The organism is Streptomyces sp. NBC_00209 (assembly GCF_045206345.1).
Taxonomy (GTDB): domain Bacteria; phylum Actinomycetota; class Actinomycetes; order Streptomycetales; family Streptomycetaceae; genus Streptomyces.
The window spans coordinates 1,658,455-1,675,513 of record NZ_CP108121.1 but is presented as its reverse complement, the minus strand read 5'-3'; the positions used below and the strand labels follow the sequence as shown (position 1 = coordinate 1,675,513).

The 17,059-nt window shown below is 72.3% G+C and carries 16 protein-coding genes; 13 read left to right on the top strand and 3 right to left on the bottom strand.

Annotated features, from left to right (window positions below):
- Positions 1 to 19 precede the first annotated feature (19 nt).
- Positions 20 to 829, top strand: coding sequence for a bifunctional hydroxymethylpyrimidine kinase/phosphomethylpyrimidine kinase (gene thiD, locus OG867_RS07220; RefSeq protein WP_406283700.1), 810 nt, complete (start codon positions 20 to 22; stop codon positions 827 to 829).
- A 98-nt stretch (positions 830 to 927) separates the two neighbouring features.
- Here the strand turns inward: thiD and rpmB are convergent, their stop codons facing one another.
- Positions 928 to 1,113: a 50S ribosomal protein L28 gene (gene rpmB, locus OG867_RS07215; RefSeq protein ID WP_003965989.1), complete on the bottom strand. Its 186-nt coding sequence runs from the start codon at positions 1,111 to 1,113 to the stop codon at positions 928 to 930.
- Between the two features lie 280 nt (positions 1,114 to 1,393).
- Between rpmB and OG867_RS07210 the strand changes: the two genes are divergently transcribed.
- The 9 genes from OG867_RS07210 to mutM all read left to right on the top strand — a co-directional run bounded on the left by OG867_RS07210 (position 1,394) and on the right by mutM (position 10,444).
- Positions 1,394 to 3,025 carry a DAK2 domain-containing protein gene (locus tag OG867_RS07210; protein WP_406283697.1) on the top strand — a complete coding sequence of 544 codons (1,632 nt, stop codon included), beginning with the start codon at positions 1,394 to 1,396 and terminating at the stop codon, positions 3,023 to 3,025.
- A 63-nt stretch (positions 3,026 to 3,088) separates the two neighbouring features.
- Positions 3,089 to 5,317 (top strand): ATP-dependent DNA helicase RecG, encoded by a 2,229-nt coding sequence (recG, locus tag OG867_RS07205; protein WP_406283695.1) that lies wholly within the window; start codon positions 3,089 to 3,091, stop codon positions 5,315 to 5,317.
- A gap of 112 nt (positions 5,318 to 5,429) precedes the next feature.
- Entirely contained in the window at positions 5,430 to 6,014 is a 585-nt protein-coding gene (gene rsmD, locus OG867_RS07200; RefSeq protein WP_328902616.1) for a 16S rRNA (guanine(966)-N(2))-methyltransferase RsmD, read from the top strand.
- 26 nt (positions 6,015 to 6,040) lie between these two features.
- Positions 6,041 to 6,520, top strand: coding sequence for a pantetheine-phosphate adenylyltransferase (gene coaD / locus OG867_RS07195; protein WP_328904471.1), 480 nt, complete (start codon positions 6,041 to 6,043; stop codon positions 6,518 to 6,520).
- Positions 6,521 to 6,630: 110 nt separating this feature from the next.
- Complete coding sequence (locus OG867_RS07190; RefSeq protein WP_406283693.1) at positions 6,631 to 7,683, top strand: cell division initiation protein; 1,053 nt, start codon at positions 6,631 to 6,633, stop codon at positions 7,681 to 7,683.
- Between the two features lie 190 nt (positions 7,684 to 7,873).
- Positions 7,874 to 8,482 (top strand): YceD family protein, encoded by a 609-nt coding sequence (locus tag OG867_RS07185; protein WP_328904472.1) that lies wholly within the window; start codon positions 7,874 to 7,876, stop codon positions 8,480 to 8,482.
- 2 nt (positions 8,483 to 8,484) lie between these two features.
- Complete coding sequence (rpmF, locus tag OG867_RS07180) at positions 8,485 to 8,658, top strand: 50S ribosomal protein L32 (RefSeq protein ID WP_003965982.1); 174 nt, start codon at positions 8,485 to 8,487, stop codon at positions 8,656 to 8,658.
- 19 nt (positions 8,659 to 8,677) lie between these two features.
- Positions 8,678 to 9,502 carry a ribonuclease III gene (gene rnc, locus OG867_RS07175; protein ID WP_328902618.1) on the top strand — a complete coding sequence of 275 codons (825 nt, stop codon included), beginning with the start codon at positions 8,678 to 8,680 and terminating at the stop codon, positions 9,500 to 9,502.
- An 81-nt stretch (positions 9,503 to 9,583) separates the two neighbouring features.
- The gene (mutM, locus tag OG867_RS07170) at positions 9,584 to 10,444 is read left to right on the top strand and encodes a bifunctional DNA-formamidopyrimidine glycosylase/DNA-(apurinic or apyrimidinic site) lyase (protein ID WP_328902619.1); all 861 of its coding nucleotides are present in this window, start codon (positions 9,584 to 9,586) and stop codon (positions 10,442 to 10,444) included.
- Here mutM and OG867_RS07165 read toward each other — a convergent pair.
- Entirely contained in the window at positions 10,441 to 10,842 is a 402-nt protein-coding gene (locus tag OG867_RS07165; protein WP_328902620.1) for a helix-turn-helix domain-containing protein, read from the bottom strand. The two genes, mutM and OG867_RS07165, sit on opposite strands and share 4 nt — an antisense overlap.
- Positions 10,843 to 10,940: 98 nt before the next feature.
- Positions 10,941 to 11,963, bottom strand: a complete 1,023-nt coding sequence (locus OG867_RS07160) for a CAP domain-containing protein (RefSeq protein WP_406283689.1) — start codon at positions 11,961 to 11,963, stop codon at positions 10,941 to 10,943.
- 142 nt (positions 11,964 to 12,105) lie between these two features.
- On the opposite strand from OG867_RS07160, the gene OG867_RS07155 reads away from it, so the two are divergent.
- From OG867_RS07155 to OG867_RS07145, 3 genes are all read left to right on the top strand, one after another.
- A complete protein-coding gene (locus tag OG867_RS07155; RefSeq protein ID WP_051093064.1) occupies positions 12,106 to 12,387 on the top strand; it encodes an acylphosphatase in 282 nt (93 codons plus the stop codon).
- A gap of 425 nt (positions 12,388 to 12,812) precedes the next feature.
- Entirely contained in the window at positions 12,813 to 13,022 is a 210-nt protein-coding gene (locus tag OG867_RS07150) for a hypothetical protein (RefSeq protein ID WP_018521386.1), read from the top strand.
- 229 nt (positions 13,023 to 13,251) lie between these two features.
- A complete protein-coding gene (locus OG867_RS07145) occupies positions 13,252 to 16,986 on the top strand; it encodes an AAA family ATPase (RefSeq protein ID WP_406283686.1) in 3,735 nt (1,244 codons plus the stop codon).
- Positions 16,987 to 17,059 lie beyond the last annotated feature (73 nt).

Here is a 17,059-nt window from a genome sequence, read left to right as displayed (position 1 = left end):
CCTTAGTAGATTGCGGCGTATGCCGATAACCACCTCCGTACCGCCCCGCGTGCTCACCGTCGCCGGATCCGACTCCGGCGGCGGTGCGGGCATCCAGGCCGACCTCAAGACGATGCTCGCGCTGGGCACGCACGGGATGAGCGTGCTCACCGCCGTCACCGCGCAGAACTCCCTCGGCGTCCAGGGCGCCTGGGAGCTGCCCCCCGAGGCGGTCCGCGCCCAGTACCGCAGCGTCGTGGACGACATCGGCGTCGACGCCGTCAAGACCGGGATGCTGGCGTCCGCCCCGCTCGTGGAGACCGTCGCGGAACTCCTCGCGGACACCGCGGCGCCCGTCGTCGTGGACCCCGTCGGCGTCTCCAAGCACGGCGACCCGCTCCTCGCCGCCGACGCCCTGGAATCCGTCCGTACGAAGCTGCTCCCCGTCGCGACCGTGGCGACGCCCAACCTGGACGAGGTGGCGCAGCTCACGGGCCTCGCCGTCACCGACGAGGCCGGGATGCGCCGGGCCGCCGGCGCACTGCTCGCCTACGGGCCCCGCTGGGTCGTGATCAAGGGCGGCCACCTGCCCGGTGAGCCCGTCGACCTGCTCACCGACGGCAGCGAGGAGCACTGGCTGCGCGCCCCCCGCCACGACAACCGGCACACCCACGGCACCGGCTGCACCCTGGCCTCCGCCATCGCGAGCCATCTGGCGCGGGGCGCCGGGGTGCCGGAGGCGGTCCGGGCCGCGAAGGCGTACGTCACCGGGGCGATCGAGGCGGGCTTCCCGCTGGGCGCGGGGATCGGCCCGGTCCGCCACGGCTGGCGGCTGCGCGACGCGGGCTGACCGGGAGGCGCGGACCCGTACGGGCACAGCAAAAAGCCGGTCCACCGAGGTGGACCGGCTTTTCGGGCAACCGGTAGGGCTGCGCTACGACGGGAACGTCAGCGCGCGACCTTGCCGGCCTTGATGCACGAGGTGCAGACGTTGAGCCGCTTCGGCGTCCGACCGACCACGGCACGCACGCGCTGGATGTTGGGGTTCCAGCGACGAGACGTACGGCGGTGCGAGTGCGAAATGCTGTTGCCGAAGCTCGGGCCCTTGCCACAAACGTCGCAGTTGGCAGCCACGGGTCACTCCAAAACTTCAGGTGCACTTACAGTGAATTCCGGCACGCCGGATTCATTGACTGAAGTGGCGGTACCGGGGGAATGTCCCGACTTTCGTCGGGCAACCGAAGCAGCATACAACGCCTGCTCCGGAGATACGAAACTACCATGTCTTCCGCCCCCGCCCTCCCCGCCCCCGGACCGCCCGCACCCTCCGACCGGGGCTAATCTGCGGTGCAGCCAGCCGCCCCGCCCCCGTGCACGAGTCCCCGTTCCGAGTCCCGTCCGAGGAGGACCCGAGGTGCCGCAGACCGCCGACGAACCGGATGCCGTCGCGGTACGGAGCTGGTGCTCCCTGGCCCTCGAAGCGCTCGGCCGGGAGCGGGAGGCGATCGACGCGATCAACGTCTATCCCGTCGCCGACGGGGACACCGGCACCAACCTCTACCTGACCGTGGAATCCGCGGCGGCCGCCGTCGAAGCGGTCTTCGCCGCCCACGAGACCGGCACCTCGGTGCCCTCCGCCGCCGACGCGGTACGGGCCATGGCCCACGGCGCCCTCATCGGCGCCCGCGGCAACTCCGGCACGATCCTCGCCCAGCTCCTGCGCGGCATGGCCGGCGTCCTCGCGGAGGGCACCGGCGGCGACCGGATGCGCCTCGCCCTCGACCGGGCCGCCGCCTGGGCCCGCGAGGCCGTCGCCCACCCCGTCGAGGGCACCGTCCTCACCGTCGCGGACCGGGCCGCGGCCGCCGCCGCACAGGCCGCCCCCGGCGCGGACACGGCCGAGGTGGCCCGGGCCGCCTACGAGGGCGCCCGCACCGCGCTGGACGCGACGCCCGGACAGCTCCCCGCCCTCGCCAGGGCCGGGGTGGTCGACGCCGGGGGGCGCGGCCTGGTCACCCTGCTCGGCGCCTTGGTCGAAGCCGTCTCGGGGCGGGGCCCGGAGCGGCCGTACGAGACCCCGGTCCCGTTCGTCCCGGTGGGCGACGCGGAGTGCCCGGCGGGCGACGACGGGGACGGGGGCGGCCCCGCCTTCGAGGTGATCTACCTGCTGGAAGCGGGCGACGAGGCCGTCGAGCGGCTGCGCGCCCGGCTGGACGCCCTCGGCGACTCCCTGGTGGTGGTCGGCGGCGACGGGCTGTGGAACGTCCACGTCCATGTGGACGACGCCGGCGCCGCGGTCGAGGCGGGCGTCGAGGCCGGCCGGCCGTACCGCATCCGCATCACCCACTTCGCCGCCGACCGCGCCCACGCCCGCCCCGAACCCGCCCGGCGCGCGGTCGTCGTGGTCGTCCCGGGCGACGGTCTCGCCGCCCTCTGCCGGGAGGCCGGCGCGACGACCGTGCTCGCCCGGCCCGGCGAACCGCCCGCCAGCGGCGAACTGGCCGAAGCCGTCCACCGCGCCCACGCCCGCGAGGTGGTCCTCCTCCCGAACGACGCGGACCTGCGGCACACCGCGGCCGCCGCCGCCGAACAGGCCAGGGCCCAGGGCGTCCGGGTCGCCGTCATCCCGACCCGGGCCGCGGTCCAGGGCATCGCGGCCCTCGCCGTCCACGAGCCGGACCGCAGCTTCGACGAGGACGTGGTCGCCATGACCTCGGCCGCCGGCGCCACCCGCTACGCCGAACTGGCCGTCGCCGAACGGCAGTCCTGGACCACGGCGGGCATCTGCCAGGCCGGGGACATCCTCGGCCTCATCGACGGCGACGTGGCGGTCATCGGCCAGGACGTCCCCGGCACCGCCCGCAAGGTGCTGGACCGGATGCTCGCGGCCGGCGGTGAACTGGTCACCCTGGTCCTGGGCGAGAACACCCCGCCCACGCTGGCCGAAGCCCTGGAACAGCACGTCCGCGACGGCCACCTGGCGGTGGACACCACCACCTACCGGGGCGGCCACCAGGGCGCGCCGCTGCTGATCGGCGTCGAGTAGCACCCGGCGCGACGACGGGGCCGGGCGGCGCCCGACGGACAACTGTCACTGCCGTGGTGTGCAATGGATCGCGTGTCTGCGTTCGAAGAACCCCTCAAGAAGCTGCTCGGCGGACCCACCGCGAAGGTGATGGCCGAACACCTCGACCTGCACACGGTCGGTGATCTCCTCCATCACTACCCGCGCCGGTACGAGGAGCGCGGCCGGCTCACGGCGCTGACCGACCTCCCGCTGGACGAGCACGTCACGGTCGTCGCCCAGGTCGCCGACGCCCGCGTGCTCACCTTCAACGGCGGACGCGGCAAGCGCCTCGAAGTGACCCTCACCGACGGCCACGGCCGCCTCCAGCTCGTCTTCTTCGGCCACGGCGTCCACAAACCGCACAAGGACCTGCTGCCCGGCCGGCGCGCGATGTTCGCCGGCAAGGTCTCCGCCTTCAACCGCAAGATGCAGCTCGCCCACCCCACGTACCAGCTGCTCGACGCCTCCTCCGCGGACGACGCCGAGGCGACCGAGGCCGTGGACGCCTTCGCGGGCAAGCTGCTGCCGATCTACCCCGCCTGCAAGCAGCTCGACTCCTGGCGGATCGCCAAGGCGGTCGACGCGGTGCTGCCCAGCGCCCGGGAGGCCGTCGACCCGCTCCCCGAAGCCCTGCGCGAGGGGCGCGGCCTCACCTCGCTGCCCGAGGCCCTGCTCAAGATCCACCGCCCGGCCACCAAGGCCGACGTGGCGGCGGCCCAGGACCGGCTCAAGTGGGACGAGGCGTTCGTCCTCCAGGTCGCCCTGGCCCGCCGCAGGTACGCCGACACCCAGCTCCCCGCCGTCGCCCGCAGGCCCGCCCCCAACGGCCTCCTCGACGCCTTCGACGCGAAGCTGCCGTTCACCCTCACCGACGGCCAGCAGAAGGTCTCCAAGGAGATCTTCGACGACCTCGCCACCGAACACCCGATGCACCGCCTCCTCCAGGGCGAGGTGGGTTCCGGGAAGACCATGGTGGCCCTGCGCGCCATGCTCGCCGTGGTCGACGCGGGCGGCCAGGCCGCCATGCTCGCCCCCACCGAGGTCCTGGCCCAGCAGCACCACCGCTCGATCACCGAGATGATGGGGGAGCTCGCCGAGGGCGGCATGCTGGGCGGGGCCGAACAGGGCACCAAGGTCGTCCTGCTCACCGGGTCCATGGGCACCGCCGCCCGCCGGCAGGCCCTGCTCGACCTGGTCACCGGCGAGGCCGGCATCGTCATCGGGACGCACGCCCTGATCGAGGACAAGGTCAAGTTCCACGACCTGGGCCTGGTCGTCGTGGACGAACAGCACCGCTTCGGGGTCGAGCAGCGCGACGCCCTCAGGTCGAAGGCGCACTCCCAGGGGGAAAGGAGGTCGCCCCACCTCCTCGTCATGACCGCGACGCCCATTCCCCGTACCGTCGCCATGACCGTCTTCGGGGACCTGGAGACCTCCGTCCTCGACCAGCTCCCGGCCGGCCGCTCGCCCATCGCCAGCCACGTCGTACCCGCCAAGGACAAGCCGCACTTCCTCAGCCGCGCCTGGGAACGCGTCCGCGAGGAGGTGGAGAACGGCCACCAGGCGTACGTCGTCTGCCCCCGCATCGGCGACGACGAGGACGACCCCGCCAAGAAGAAGGGGAAGAAGGCGGCCGCGGAGGAGGAAGGCGACAAGCGCCCGCCGCTCGCCGTCCTGGAGATCGCCGAACAGCTCGCCAAGGGCCCCCTGCACGGACTGCGCGTCGAGGTGCTGCACGGCAGGATGCAGCCCGACGACAAGGACGACGTGATGCGCCGCTTCGCCGCCGGCGACGTCGACGTCCTGGTCGCCACCACCGTCATCGAGGTCGGCGTCAACGTCCCCAACGCCACCGCGATGGTCATCATGGACGCCGACCGCTTCGGCGTCTCCCAGCTGCACCAGCTGCGCGGCCGGGTCGGCCGCGGCTCCGCCCCGGGACTCTGCCTGCTGGTCACCGAGGCCCACGAGGCAAGCCCCGCCCGCGCCCGGCTCTCCGCCGTCGCCGCGACCCTGGACGGCTTCGAGCTCTCCCGCATCGACCTCGAACAGCGCCGCGAGGGCGATGTGCTCGGCCAGGCCCAGTCCGGGGTGCGCTCCTCGCTGCGCGTCCTCAACGTCATCGATGACGAGGAGGTCATCGCCGCCGCCCGCCAGGAGGCCGTCGCCGTGGTCGCCGCCGACCCCGAGCTCGCGCACCTGCCCGAGCTGCGCACCGCCCTGGACGCCCTGCTCGACAAGGAGCGCGAGGAGTACCTGGACAAGGGGTGAGCCCGCCCGCCCCGGGAAGCCCGGGGCGCCCCGCCCTCCCCGACGCCATATCGTGGGAGGTACGGCGCCCACGGCACCCCGCGCGCCGCCCCGACCCGAGGACCAGTCACCCATGACCCGCGTGATCGCAGGCGTGGCCGGCGGACGCCGCCTGGCCGTCCCGCCCGGCACCGGCACCCGGCCCACATCCGACCGCGCGCGCGAGGGCCTGTTCTCCACCTGGCAGGCACTCCTGGGCACCCTCGACGGCATCCGGATCGCCGACCTCTACGCCGGCTCCGGCGCCGTCGGCCTCGAAGCGCTCTCCCGGGGCGCCGCCCACGCCCTGCTCGTGGAGGCCGACGCCAAGGCCCTGCGCACCGTCCAGGACAACGCCCGCACCCTCGGCCTGACCGGCGCCGAGGTCCGCGGCGGCAAAGCCGAACAGATCGTGACGGGTCCGGCACCGGCGGAGCCGTACGACGTGGTCTTCCTGGACCCGCCGTACGCCGTCACCGACGACGATCTTGGGGAGATCCTGCTCACACTCCGTACGCAGGGGTGGCTCACGGGCGACGCACTCGTCACCGTGGAACGCAGCACCAGAGGCGGAGAATTCAGCTGGCCCAAGGGTTTCGAGCCATTGCGGGCCCGTCGCTACGGCGAGGGAACGCTTTGGTACGGTCGCGCCGCCGCCACGTGCGAAGACGCACGATGACCGGACCGGAGAGCGAGGGAATCAAGTTGCGCCGCGCCGTATGCCCGGGGTCGTTCGACCCCATCACCAACGGACATCTCGACATCATCGGCCGAGCCTCGAAGCTGTACGACGTCGTGCACGTCGCGGTGATGATCAACCAGTCCAAGAAGGGCCTGTTCACGGTCGAGGAGCGGATCGAGCTCATCCGCGAGGTCACCGCCGAGTTCGGCAACGTCCAGGTCGAGTCCTTCCACGGCCTGCTCGTGGACTTCTGCAAGCAGCGCGACATCCCGGCGATCGTGAAGGGCCTGCGGGCCGTCAGCGACTTCGACTACGAACTCCAGATGGCCCAGATGAACAACGGGCTCTCCGGCGTCGAGACGCTCTTCGTGCCCACCAACCCCACCTACAGCTTCCTGTCGTCCTCCCTGGTCAAGGAGGTCGCGGCCTGGGGCGGCGACGTCTCCCACCTGCTGCCGCCGGTCGTCCAGCGGGCCCTGACCGAACGCCTCGCACAGCGCTGAGCCACTGACAGCGCGTCAGCGTCACGCACCGCAGGTGTCGGGCGGGCGCCGACTGGCCGTACAGTCGTCCCGTCCGTCTCCAACCGGCAGTAGAGAGTGGCGAGCACACGGTGGACGTGCAGAAGAAGCTGGACGAGATCGTCGCGACGGTCGGGAACGCCCGGTCCATGCCCATGTCGGCGTCCTGCGTGGTCAACCGCGCCGACCTGCTCGCGATGCTCGAAGAGGTACGCGAGGCCCTGCCCGGCTCGCTCGCCCAGGCGGCCGAGGTCATCGGCGGCCACGAGCAGCTGGTCGAGCAGGCCCGCCAGGAGGCCGGCCGCATCATCGAGAACGCCCACGCCGAGCGCACCTCCCTGATCTCCGACACCGAGATCGCCCGGCGCTCCCAGGCCGAGGCGGACCGCATCCTCGCCGAGGCCCGCCAGGAGGCCGACGAGGTCCGCGCCGAGGCCGACGAGTACGTCGACAGCAAGCTCGCCAACTTCGAGGTCGTCCTCACCAAGACCATCGGCTCCGTCGACCGGGGCCGCGAGAAGCTCCTGGGCCGCGGCCAGGGCTTCGACGCCCAGGGCTACGAGGACCCGGACTTCGCCGAGGCCCCCGAGCGCAGCACCGACCCGGACACGCTCCGCGAGCGCGCCGACGCGTACGTGGACACCAAGCTCGGCGCCTTCGAGGCGGTGCTCGCCAAGACCCTGGAGGCCGTCGGCCGGGGCCGGCAGAAGCTGCACGGCCGGGTCGCCACCGACGAGCTCGGCGCGCACATCGCCGCCCAGGACGCGGCCGGTGACCAGGGGCACACCAGTGACGAGGACCACTGGGCCGGACTGGCCGAGGTCGCGGCCCCGCAGCCGCTCCCGATCCCGCACCAGGCCGAGCCGCAGTACGCCCAGCCGGAGCCGCAGTACGCCCAGGGCTACGGCTACCAGGACCAGCAGCAGGACGCGTACCCGCAGGACGTCTACGGCTACCAGCAGCAGCCCGACCCGTACGCGGCCTACCAGCAGCAGCAGGGCTACGACGCCTGGCAGCAGCAGGCCCAGCCCCAGCCCCAGCAGTCCCTTCCGCAGCACGGCGACGCCGCCCTGGACGAGACCAGTCTTTTCGACACCAGCATGATCGACCTGGACCAGCTGCGCCGTTACGAACAGGAACGCTGACCGCCGGAAGGGCCCGGATTGGGAGCTGGGCGGTGTGTCCAGTATCCTGGCTCTTCGGTCGCGCGTATGTCCGCGATCCCGGCTGCCCGCTTCGACTCCGGACGGGCCGGCCCCTCCCACCACGCGTGACGCGTTCGATCCGAAAGCAGGAGAAGCCCTGAACGGCCACCTCGACCACCGAAACCCCCTCGTGTTCGATACGCACGAGCTGGGCCGGCGTCCGGGTGCCATGAAGCGGCTGACCCGCACAGCGGACGCCCCCGCCGACCTCGGGATCGGCGACGTCATCGGAGTGCCGCAGGGCGCGCCGGTGAAGCTGGACCTCCGTCTCGAATCCGTCATGGAGGGCGTGCTCGTGACCGGGACCGCCCGTGCGACGGTCGAGGGGGAGTGCGTAAGGTGTCTGGAGCCGCTGAGCCGCGAGGTCGAGGCGGACTTCCAGGAGATGTTCTCGTACCCTGACGCCGATGACCGGAACCACGGCAAGCCCGCGGATCCGGCCGACGACGCCGAGGACGACGAGGACAGGCTTTTCCTCGAGGACGGTCTGTTCGACCTCGAGCCGGTGCTGCGTGATGCGGTGGTGCTCGCACTGCCGATGCAGCCGGTGTGCAAGGAATCCTGTGCCGGTCTGTGCTCCGAGTGCGGAGTCGGGCTGGACGAGAATCCGGGCCACCACCACGATGCCGTCGACGCTCGTTGGGCGGCACTGCAAGGACTCGCCGAGACCGTTCAGGACGGCGAGAAGGACAACATGGGCGGCGCCGCACCTGGCGTCGACAAGAAGCAGGAGAAGTAGCCGTGGCTGTTCCGAAGCGGAAGATGTCGCGCAGCAACACGCGCCACCGCCGGTCGCAGTGGAAGGCTGCGGTCCCCACCCTGGTTTCGTGCGAGCGCTGCCAGGAGCCGAAGCTGCAGCACATCGCGTGCCCCAGCTGCGGCACGTACAACAAGCGCCAGGTCCTCGAGGTCTGAGCGGCTGGTGAGAGGCCCGATGTCTGAGTTGTCCCACGCCAAGAAGCAGGCAGACAACGTCAACACAGCCTCGTCCCACACGCTTCTGGAAGGGCGGCTCGGGTACCAACTCGAGTCCGCCCTTCTGGTGCGTGCGCTGACCCACCGTTCGTACGCGTACGAGAACGGCGGTCTGCCCACCAACGAGCGGCTGGAGTTCCTCGGGGACTCCGTGCTCGGTCTGGTGGTCACGGACACGCTGTACCGAACCCACCCCGACCTGCCCGAAGGCCAGCTGGCCAAGTTGCGGGCCGCGGTGGTCAACTCGCGTGCGCTTGCGGAGGTGGGCCGCGGCCTCGAACTCGGCTCCTTCATCCGGCTCGGCCGAGGTGAAGAGGGCACGGGAGGCCGGGACAAGGCATCCATCCTTGCCGACACCCTGGAAGCGGTGATCGGTGCGGTCTATCTCGATCAGGGCCTCGACGCGGCGTCCGAGCTGGTTCACCGGCTCTTCGACCCGCTGATCGACAGGTCCTCGCACCTCGGCGCCGGCCTGGACTGGAAGACCAGCCTCCAGGAGCTCACCGCGAGCGAGAGCCTCGGAGTCCCCGAGTACCTCGTCACGGAGACCGGCCCGGATCACGAGAAGACCTTCACTGCTGCCGCCCGCGTCGGTGGTGTCTCGTACGGCACCGGCACCGGCCGTAGCAAGAAGGAAGCGGAGCAGCAGGCGGCCGAGTCCGCCTGGCGGGAGATCACCGCCGCCGCGGAGGCGCGGGAGGCGGGGGCGAAGGCCGCCGCCGACGGAGGGGCCGCCGACACCCCTGCCGACCCCGCGTCGTCCACGGACGTCGCTCCGGCCTGACCTGCGGAGAACCCCCCGGCGCCGCCGTGCGCCGGGGGGTTCTCCCTTTCCCTGTACGCCTCTCGTCCCAGGAGCCTCCCCGTGCCCGAACTGCCCGAGGTCGAAGTCGTCCGCCGAGGTCTGGAGCGCTGGGTCGCCGGGCGGACGGCCGGTGAGGTCGAGGTCCTGCACCCGCGCGCGGTCCGCCGCCACCTCGCGGGCGGCGTGGACTTCGCGGCCCGGCTCACGGGGGCGCGGTTCGGGACGGCGATGCGCCGGGGCAAGTATCTGTGGGTGCCGCTGGACGAGGCCGCCGGCTCGCTCCTCGGCCACCTGGGCATGAGCGGTCAGCTGCTCGTCCAGCCCGAGGGGGCACCGGACGAGAGGCATCTGCGGGTCAGGATCAGGTTCGCCGACGCGGTCGGCACCGAGCTGCGCTTCGTGGACCAGCGCACCTTCGGCGGGCTCTCGCTCCACGAGAACACCCCGGACGGGCTGCCCGACATCATCGCGCACATCGCCCGCGACCCCCTGGACCCGGCCTTCGATGACGCCGCCTTCCACACGGCGCTGCGGCTGCGGCGTACGACGGTCAAGCGCGCCCTGCTCGACCAGTCGCTGATCAGCGGGGTCGGCAACATCTACGCGGACGAGGCGCTGTGGCGCGCCCGGCTGCACTACGACCGGCCGACGGCGACGCTCACCCGCCCCCAGTCCGCCGAACTCCTGAGCCACGTCCGGGATGTGATGAACGCCGCCCTGGCCCAGGGCGGCACCAGCTTCGACAGCCTCTATGTGAACGTGAACGGCGAGTCGGGCTACTTCGACCGCTCGCTCGACGCCTACGGCCGCGAGGGTGAGCCGTGCCACCGCTGCGGTACGCCGATGGCGCGGCGCCCCTGGATGAACCGGTCCAGCTACTACTGCCCCCGCTGCCAGCGCCCGCCGCGCGTGCGGCCCTAGTTTTCGCGGGCGTCGTAGCGGGCCCGGGCCGCCAGGACCTCGGGCATCCGGCCCTCCACGAAGTGGATCAGGCCGAGCAGCCGCTCCGCGACCTCGTGGCCCAGCGGGGTGAGCTCGTAGTCCACCCGGGGCGGGTTGGTGAGCTGGGCCTCGCGGTGCACCAGGCCGTCCCGCTCCAGCGCGTGCAGCGTCTGGGACAGCATCTTCTCGCTCACCCCGTCGACCTTGCGGCGCAGCGCGTTGAACCGGAGGCTGCCCTCGTACAGCGCGCCGAGCGTGAGGCTGCCCCAGCGGCCTGTGGCGTGTTCGAGGAGCCCGCGCGAGGGGCACTGCTTCGAGAACACGTCGAAGGGCAGGGCGTCCTCCGCCGACGTCTCCGGTGCGATGCTCTGGTCCATGAAACCAGCGTACGCCCGCACAGCGCTTTCCCTGAGTCAGTGTGATCCGGGGGAGGCGCGTGGGGCGTACGAGGTGGTGGGTACGACGGTGGTACGGGTCAGAAGCCGAAGTCCTGGGTCCACCAGGGGCCGCCGGCCCCGTAGTGGACGCCGACGCCGAGCGTCTTGTAATCGCAGTTGAGAATGTTTGCCCGGTGGCCGTCGCTGTTCATCCAGGCGTCCATCACGGCCTGCGCGTCGGCCTGTCCGCGGGCGATGTTCTCGCCGCCGAGGCCCGGGACACCGGCCGCGTCCGCCCGGTCCCAGGGGGTCTTGCCGTCGGGGTCGGTGTGGTCGAAGAAGCCGCGCGCCGCCATGTCGTCGCTGAAGCCCTGGGCGAGCGAGGCGAGCGAGGCGCTGGCGGTGACCGGGCTGCAGCCGACCTTGCCGCGCTCCTCATTCACGAGGGCCAGGATCGCGGCCTGGGCCGAGGCGGCGGTGGTCGTCGGTGCGCTGCTCTTCGACGGGGCCGGCGCGGAGGACTTCGGGGCGGCCGGCGCCGAGCTCTTCGCGGCCTTGATGGCCGGGGCCTTCGAGGACGAGGAGGACGGCTTGGCCGACTCCTTCTTCTGGGCCGACGCCTTCTTGCCGGACGCGGTCTTCGACGGCGAGGCGGACGTGGAGGGCGTGGCCGTCTTCGAGGGCGAGGCGGAGGCGGAGGCCGAAGCGGAAGGCGAGTGGGAGGCGCTGGGCGAGGCCGAACCGGAGGGCTTCGACGTCGCGGAATGCGACTTCTTGGGCGCCGCGGGGCGGTCGGTTCCGCGGCTCGCCGGGGTGGAAGCGGAGGCGCGGTCGGAGGGCGACGCGGTGATGCCCCCCTGGGTGAGCAGGTCCGGGGCGGCGTGGGAGCGGATCTGGTCGGCGGCCGGACCGCCGCCCACGGTGTAGCTGTCCCCGCCGGGCAGCAGGCCCGACGCCACGGCGACGGCGCCGACGGCCATGGCCGCCGAGACACCTATGAGTCCGGTGCGCACGGGGATCGCGGACCGCTTTTTGCGGCCCGCCCCGCGGTGCCGGGCCGAGGCCCCGTCCGCCTGCTCCTCGGCGGCGGGGGCTGCGGCGCTGCGTCGATGGCGTCCCATCTGCTGTGCCCTTCTGACGACCTGGACGCCGTTATCGGCGCCCGTGCTCACCCGAACGAGTGAAGCTTTTGCGAGGGGACTGTACGCCATGGCGATTCGCCGGGACGTGCTCCGAAAGCAATGTGACCGATAGCGTTCGGGCATGAACGAAGATGCACGGCTCACCGCTTGGGTACGCGGCCGAGTACAGCAAGTAGGCTTTCGCTGGTTCACCAGGGCAAACGCTTTGGAGATCGGTGGCCTCACCGGTTTCGCGCTGAATCTGGACGATGGCCGCGTACAGGTCGTGGCGGAGGGCCCGCGTGAGAATTGCCACCGTCTTCTCGACTGGCTCCGCTCGGACGACACACCCGGCCGCGTTGACGGCGTCACTGAGATATGGGACACGCCGCGCGGCGGATACGAGGGATTCGCGATCCGCTGAGACCGCTCCCGAAAGGCCCCCGAAAGGGGCCCGTGTTCGATGCGCGGCGGGCGGTGACGGCAAGCGCCCCCGTCGCGCGTACACATGAAATGACCTGCGGAATGTCTTGATGGTTGCCAAGATTCGGCCGGCATGCCAGGCTGCCGCCCTAAGGATGATCTCCGTACCCCTGAGGGCCCCGTCGGAGAGCCGCGCCGCATGATCGTCTCGCCGCGCGCCCCGGGACGCCCGCCTCTGTGGGGTGTGATCGTGTTGACCGTCAAACTTTTTGGTGAGACTCTGAAATCCCCGCGCACCTCAGCTGTTCGGCAGAGCTGGTAGGCAGTAGGACAGCAGTGACAGCGAGCACTGCCGAACACCGCGGGTGCGATCCCTCACGACCCACACCGTATCGGTCGGTCACTCATTGTGGAGGACCATCCATCATGGCAAAGGCGCTTCTCGGTTACGTCGGCGGTTCCGACCCGCGACTCCTCGCCGAGATGCGACGGCTCCAGCAGCGCGTCCAAGACCTCGAATCCGAGCTCGTAAGGATTCAGGACGAGAACGACGCGCTCAACGCCGCCGCCCAGCACCAGTCGCTGCTCGACAGCATCGACATCGACGTACCCCAGGCGGAGCCGGCACTCACCTGACCCGCACGGCGACCTGACCCGCACGGCACACCCGCATTCTCCGTCAGGCCGCGGGCATACGTGCGGTACCGCCTCATCCGCAGAATCACAGGGGACGCTTCGGCGTCCCTTCTTTCTTTTCCGCCGCCTCGCGCAGGTCCCGCCCCGGACGTACACCCCTTCCCTTACCGTCTGATGTGCCCTGCACTTTCATCAGCGAAACCGAGAGCGAAAGGTAGAGTCCGGCGGCGTGCACCTCAAGGCCCTGACCCTGCGCGGTTTCAAGTCGTTCGCCTCCGCCACGACGCTGCGGTTCGAACCCGGTATCACCTGCGTCGTCGGGCCGAACGGGTCGGGCAAATCCAATGTGGTGGACGCGCTCTCCTGGGTCATGGGTGAACAGGGCGCGAAATCCCTGCGCGGCGGCAAGATGGAAGACGTGATCTTCGCCGGCACCACCGGCCGTCCGCCGCTGGGCCGGGCCGAGGTCTCGCTGACCATCGACAATTCCGACGGCGCCCTGCCCATCGAATACGCCGAAGTCACCCTGACGCGGATCATGTTCCGCAACGGCGGCAGCGAATATCAGATCAACGGCGACACCTGCCGGCTCCTGGACATCCAGGAACTCCTCTCCGACTCCGGTATCGGCCGCGAGATGCACGTCATCGTCGGCCAGGGCCAGCTGGACTCCGTCCTGCACGCCGATCCCATGGGCCGCCGCGCCTTCATCGAGGAGGCGGCCGGCGTCCTCAAGCACCGCAAGCGCAAGGAGAAGGCGCTGCGGAAGCTGGACGCGATGGGCGCGAACCTCGCCAGGGTCCAGGACCTCACCGACGAGCTGCGCAGACAGCTGAAACCCCTCGGCCGGCAGGCGGCCGTGGCCCGCCGCGCCGCCGTCATCCAGGCCGACCTGCGCGACGCCCGGCTGCGCCTCCTCGCCGACGACCTCGTGACGCTGCGCACCGCCCTGCGCAGCGAGATCGCCGACGAGGCCGCGCTCAAGCAGCGCCGGGAGGCCGCCGAGGCGGAGCTCAAGGCAGCCCTCGCCCGCGAGGCCGAACTGGAGGACCAGGTACGGCGGCTGACGCCCCGGCTCCAGCGCGCCCAGCAGACCTGGTACGAGCTCTCGCAGCTCGCCGAACGGGTACGCGGCACGATCTCGCTGGCCGACGCCCGGGTGAAGAGCGCCACCGCCCCGCCCGAGGAGGAGCGCCGCGGCCGCGACCCCGAGGACATGGAACGCGAGGCCGCCCGCGTCCGCGAGCAGGAGGCCGAGCTGACCGCCGCCCTGGAAGCGGCCGAGCACGCGCTGGACGACACCGCCTCCCACCGCCAGGAGCTGGAGCGCGAGTTGGCGGCCGAGGAGCGCCGCCTCAAGGACGCCGCGCGCGCCTTGGCCGACCGCCGCGAAGGGCTCGCCCGGCTGCACGGCCAGGTCAACGCCGCCCGCAGCCGCGCCGCTTCGGCCCAGGCGGAGATCGACCGGCTCTCCGCCTCGCGCGACGAGGCCCGGGAGCGGGCCGTCGCCGCGCAGGAGGAGTACGAGGAGCTGAAGGCCGAGGTCGACGGCCTGGACGCCGGGGACACCGAGCTCGGCGAGCAGCACGAAGCCGCCCGCCGCGCGCTGAAGGAGGCCGAGGCGGCGCACTCCCGGGCCCGCGAGGAGGCCACCGCGGCCGAACGGCAGCGCGCCGCCGTCGCGGCCCGGCACGACGCGCTCGCCCTCGGGCTGCGGCGCAAGGACGGCACCGGGGCGCTGCTCGGGGCCCACGACCGGCTCACCGGCCTGCTCGGGCCCGCCGCCGAACTGCTGACGGTGGCCCCGGGCCACGAGGTCGCGGTGGCGGCGGCGCTGGGCGCGGCGGCGGACGCGGTCGCGGTCACGGACCCGGCCACGGCGGCCGAGGCGATCCGGCTGCTGCGCAAGCAGGACGCGGGCCGCGCGGCGCTGCTTTTGGGCGGGCCGGCGCGGGCCGCCACCGGGGACGGCGACGCGGCCGGGCACGTACCGGGCCAGGGCACCTCGGCACACCCGCCGCACCACGGGGCCGCCCCGCATGTCGCGCTTCCCGGCCGGAGCACGGAGGACGGGGGAGCGGCGGAGGCCGTACCGGCGACGCGGGCGCCGGACCCCGTGCACACCGTGCAGGCCCTCGCCCCCACCGGCGGCTCCGCCGCCCACGTCGCCGATCTCGTCAGCGGCCCCGTCGAGCTGGTGGCCGCCGTCCGCAGGCTGGTCCGGGACATGGTGGTCGTCGCGACCCTGGAGGACGCCGAGGACCTGGTCGCCGCGCACCCCGAGCTGACCGCGGTGACCGGCGAGGGCGACCTGCTCTCCGCCCACTTCGCGCACGGCGGCTCCGCCGGGGCGCCCAGCCTCCTCGAAGTACAGGCGTCCGTGGACGAGGCCGCCGTCGAACTCGCCGGGCTCGCCGTGCGGTGCACCGAACTGGCCGAGGCCCAGCGGCTCGCGGCCGGGCGGCGGACCGGGTCGGCGGCGCTGGTGGAGGAGTTGGGGGAGCGGCGCCGCGCCGCCGAGCGGGAGCGGGCGGGCGTTGCCCAGCAGCTCGGGCGGCTCGCCGGACAGGCGCGGGGCGCCGCCGGTGAGGCCGAGCGCATGGACGCCTCCGCCGCCCGGGCCCAGGAGGCGCTGGAGCGGGCCACCGAGGAGGCGGAGGAGCTGGCCGAGCGGCTGCTCGTCGCGGAGGAGGCGGCCGGGGACGGTGCCGACGACGAACCGGACACCGGCGTGCGCGACCGGCTCGCGGCCGACGGTGCCAACGCCCGCCAGACCGAGATGGAGGCCCGCCTCCAGGTCCGTACGCACGAGGAACGCGTCAAGGCCCTCGCCGGGCGCGCCGACTCGCTGGACCGGGCCGCGCGCGCCGAGCGCGAGGCGCGGGTCCGGGCCGAGCGGCGGCGGGCCCGGCTGCGCCACGAGGCGGAGGTGGCGGCGGCCGTGGCGTCGGGGGCCCGGCAGCTCCTCGCGCACGTCGAGGTGTCCGTCGTACGGGCGGAGCGGGAGCGGGCGGCGGCCGAGGCGTCCAAGGGGGAGCGGGAGCGCGAGCTGGCCGCGGAGCGGCTGCGCGGCCGGGACCTCAAGGGGGATCTGGACAAGCTGACGGACTCGGTGCACCGGGGTGAGGTGCTGGGTGCCGAGAAGCGGCTGCGGGTGGAGCAGCTGGAGACCAGGGCGCTGGAGGAGCTGGGCGTCGAGCCGGCCGGTCTGGTGGCGGAGTACGGCCCCGACCAGCCGGTGCCGCCGTCGCCGCCCGCCGAGGGCGAGGAGCTGCCGGAGGACCCGGAGCATCCGCGTAACCTGCCGAGGCCGTTCGTCAGGGCCGAGCAGGAGAAGCGGCTCCGGTCGGCCGAACGGGCGTATCAGCAACTCGGGAAGGTGAATCCGCTCGCCCTTGAGGAGTTCTCCGCGCTGGAGGAGCGGCACAAGTTCCTCTCCGAGCAGCTGGAGGACCTGAAGAAGACCCGGGCCGATCTGCTCCAGGTCGTCAAGGAGGTCGACGAGCGGGTCGAGCAGGTGTTCACCGAGGCGTACCGGGACACCGCGCGCGAGTTCGAGGGCGTCTTCTCGCGCCTCTTCCCGGGCGGTGAGGGGCGGCTGATCCTGACCGATCCCGACCACATGCTCACCACCGGGGTCGATGTCGAGGCCCGGCCGCCGGGCAAGAAGGTCAAGCGGCTCTCCCTGCTGTCCGGCGGCGAAAGGTCCCTGACGGCGGTGGCGTTGCTGGTCTCGATCTTCAAGGCGAGGCCCAGCCCGTTCTATGTGATGGACGAGGTCGAGGCGGCGCTGGACGACACCAACCTCCAGCGGCTGATCCGGATCATGGAGGAGCTCCAGGAGAGCTCGCAGCTCATCGTCATCACGCACCAGAAGCGGACGATGGAGGTCGCCGACGCGCTGTACGGGGTGTCGATGCAGGGCGACGGCGTCTCGAAGGTGATCAGCCAGCGTCTGCGCTGAGCGCGGGGGTACCCGAGTGGTGGCGGGGCCGAAGATGTGCGCCACTTGAGATCCACTTACCCATGTCCGATGC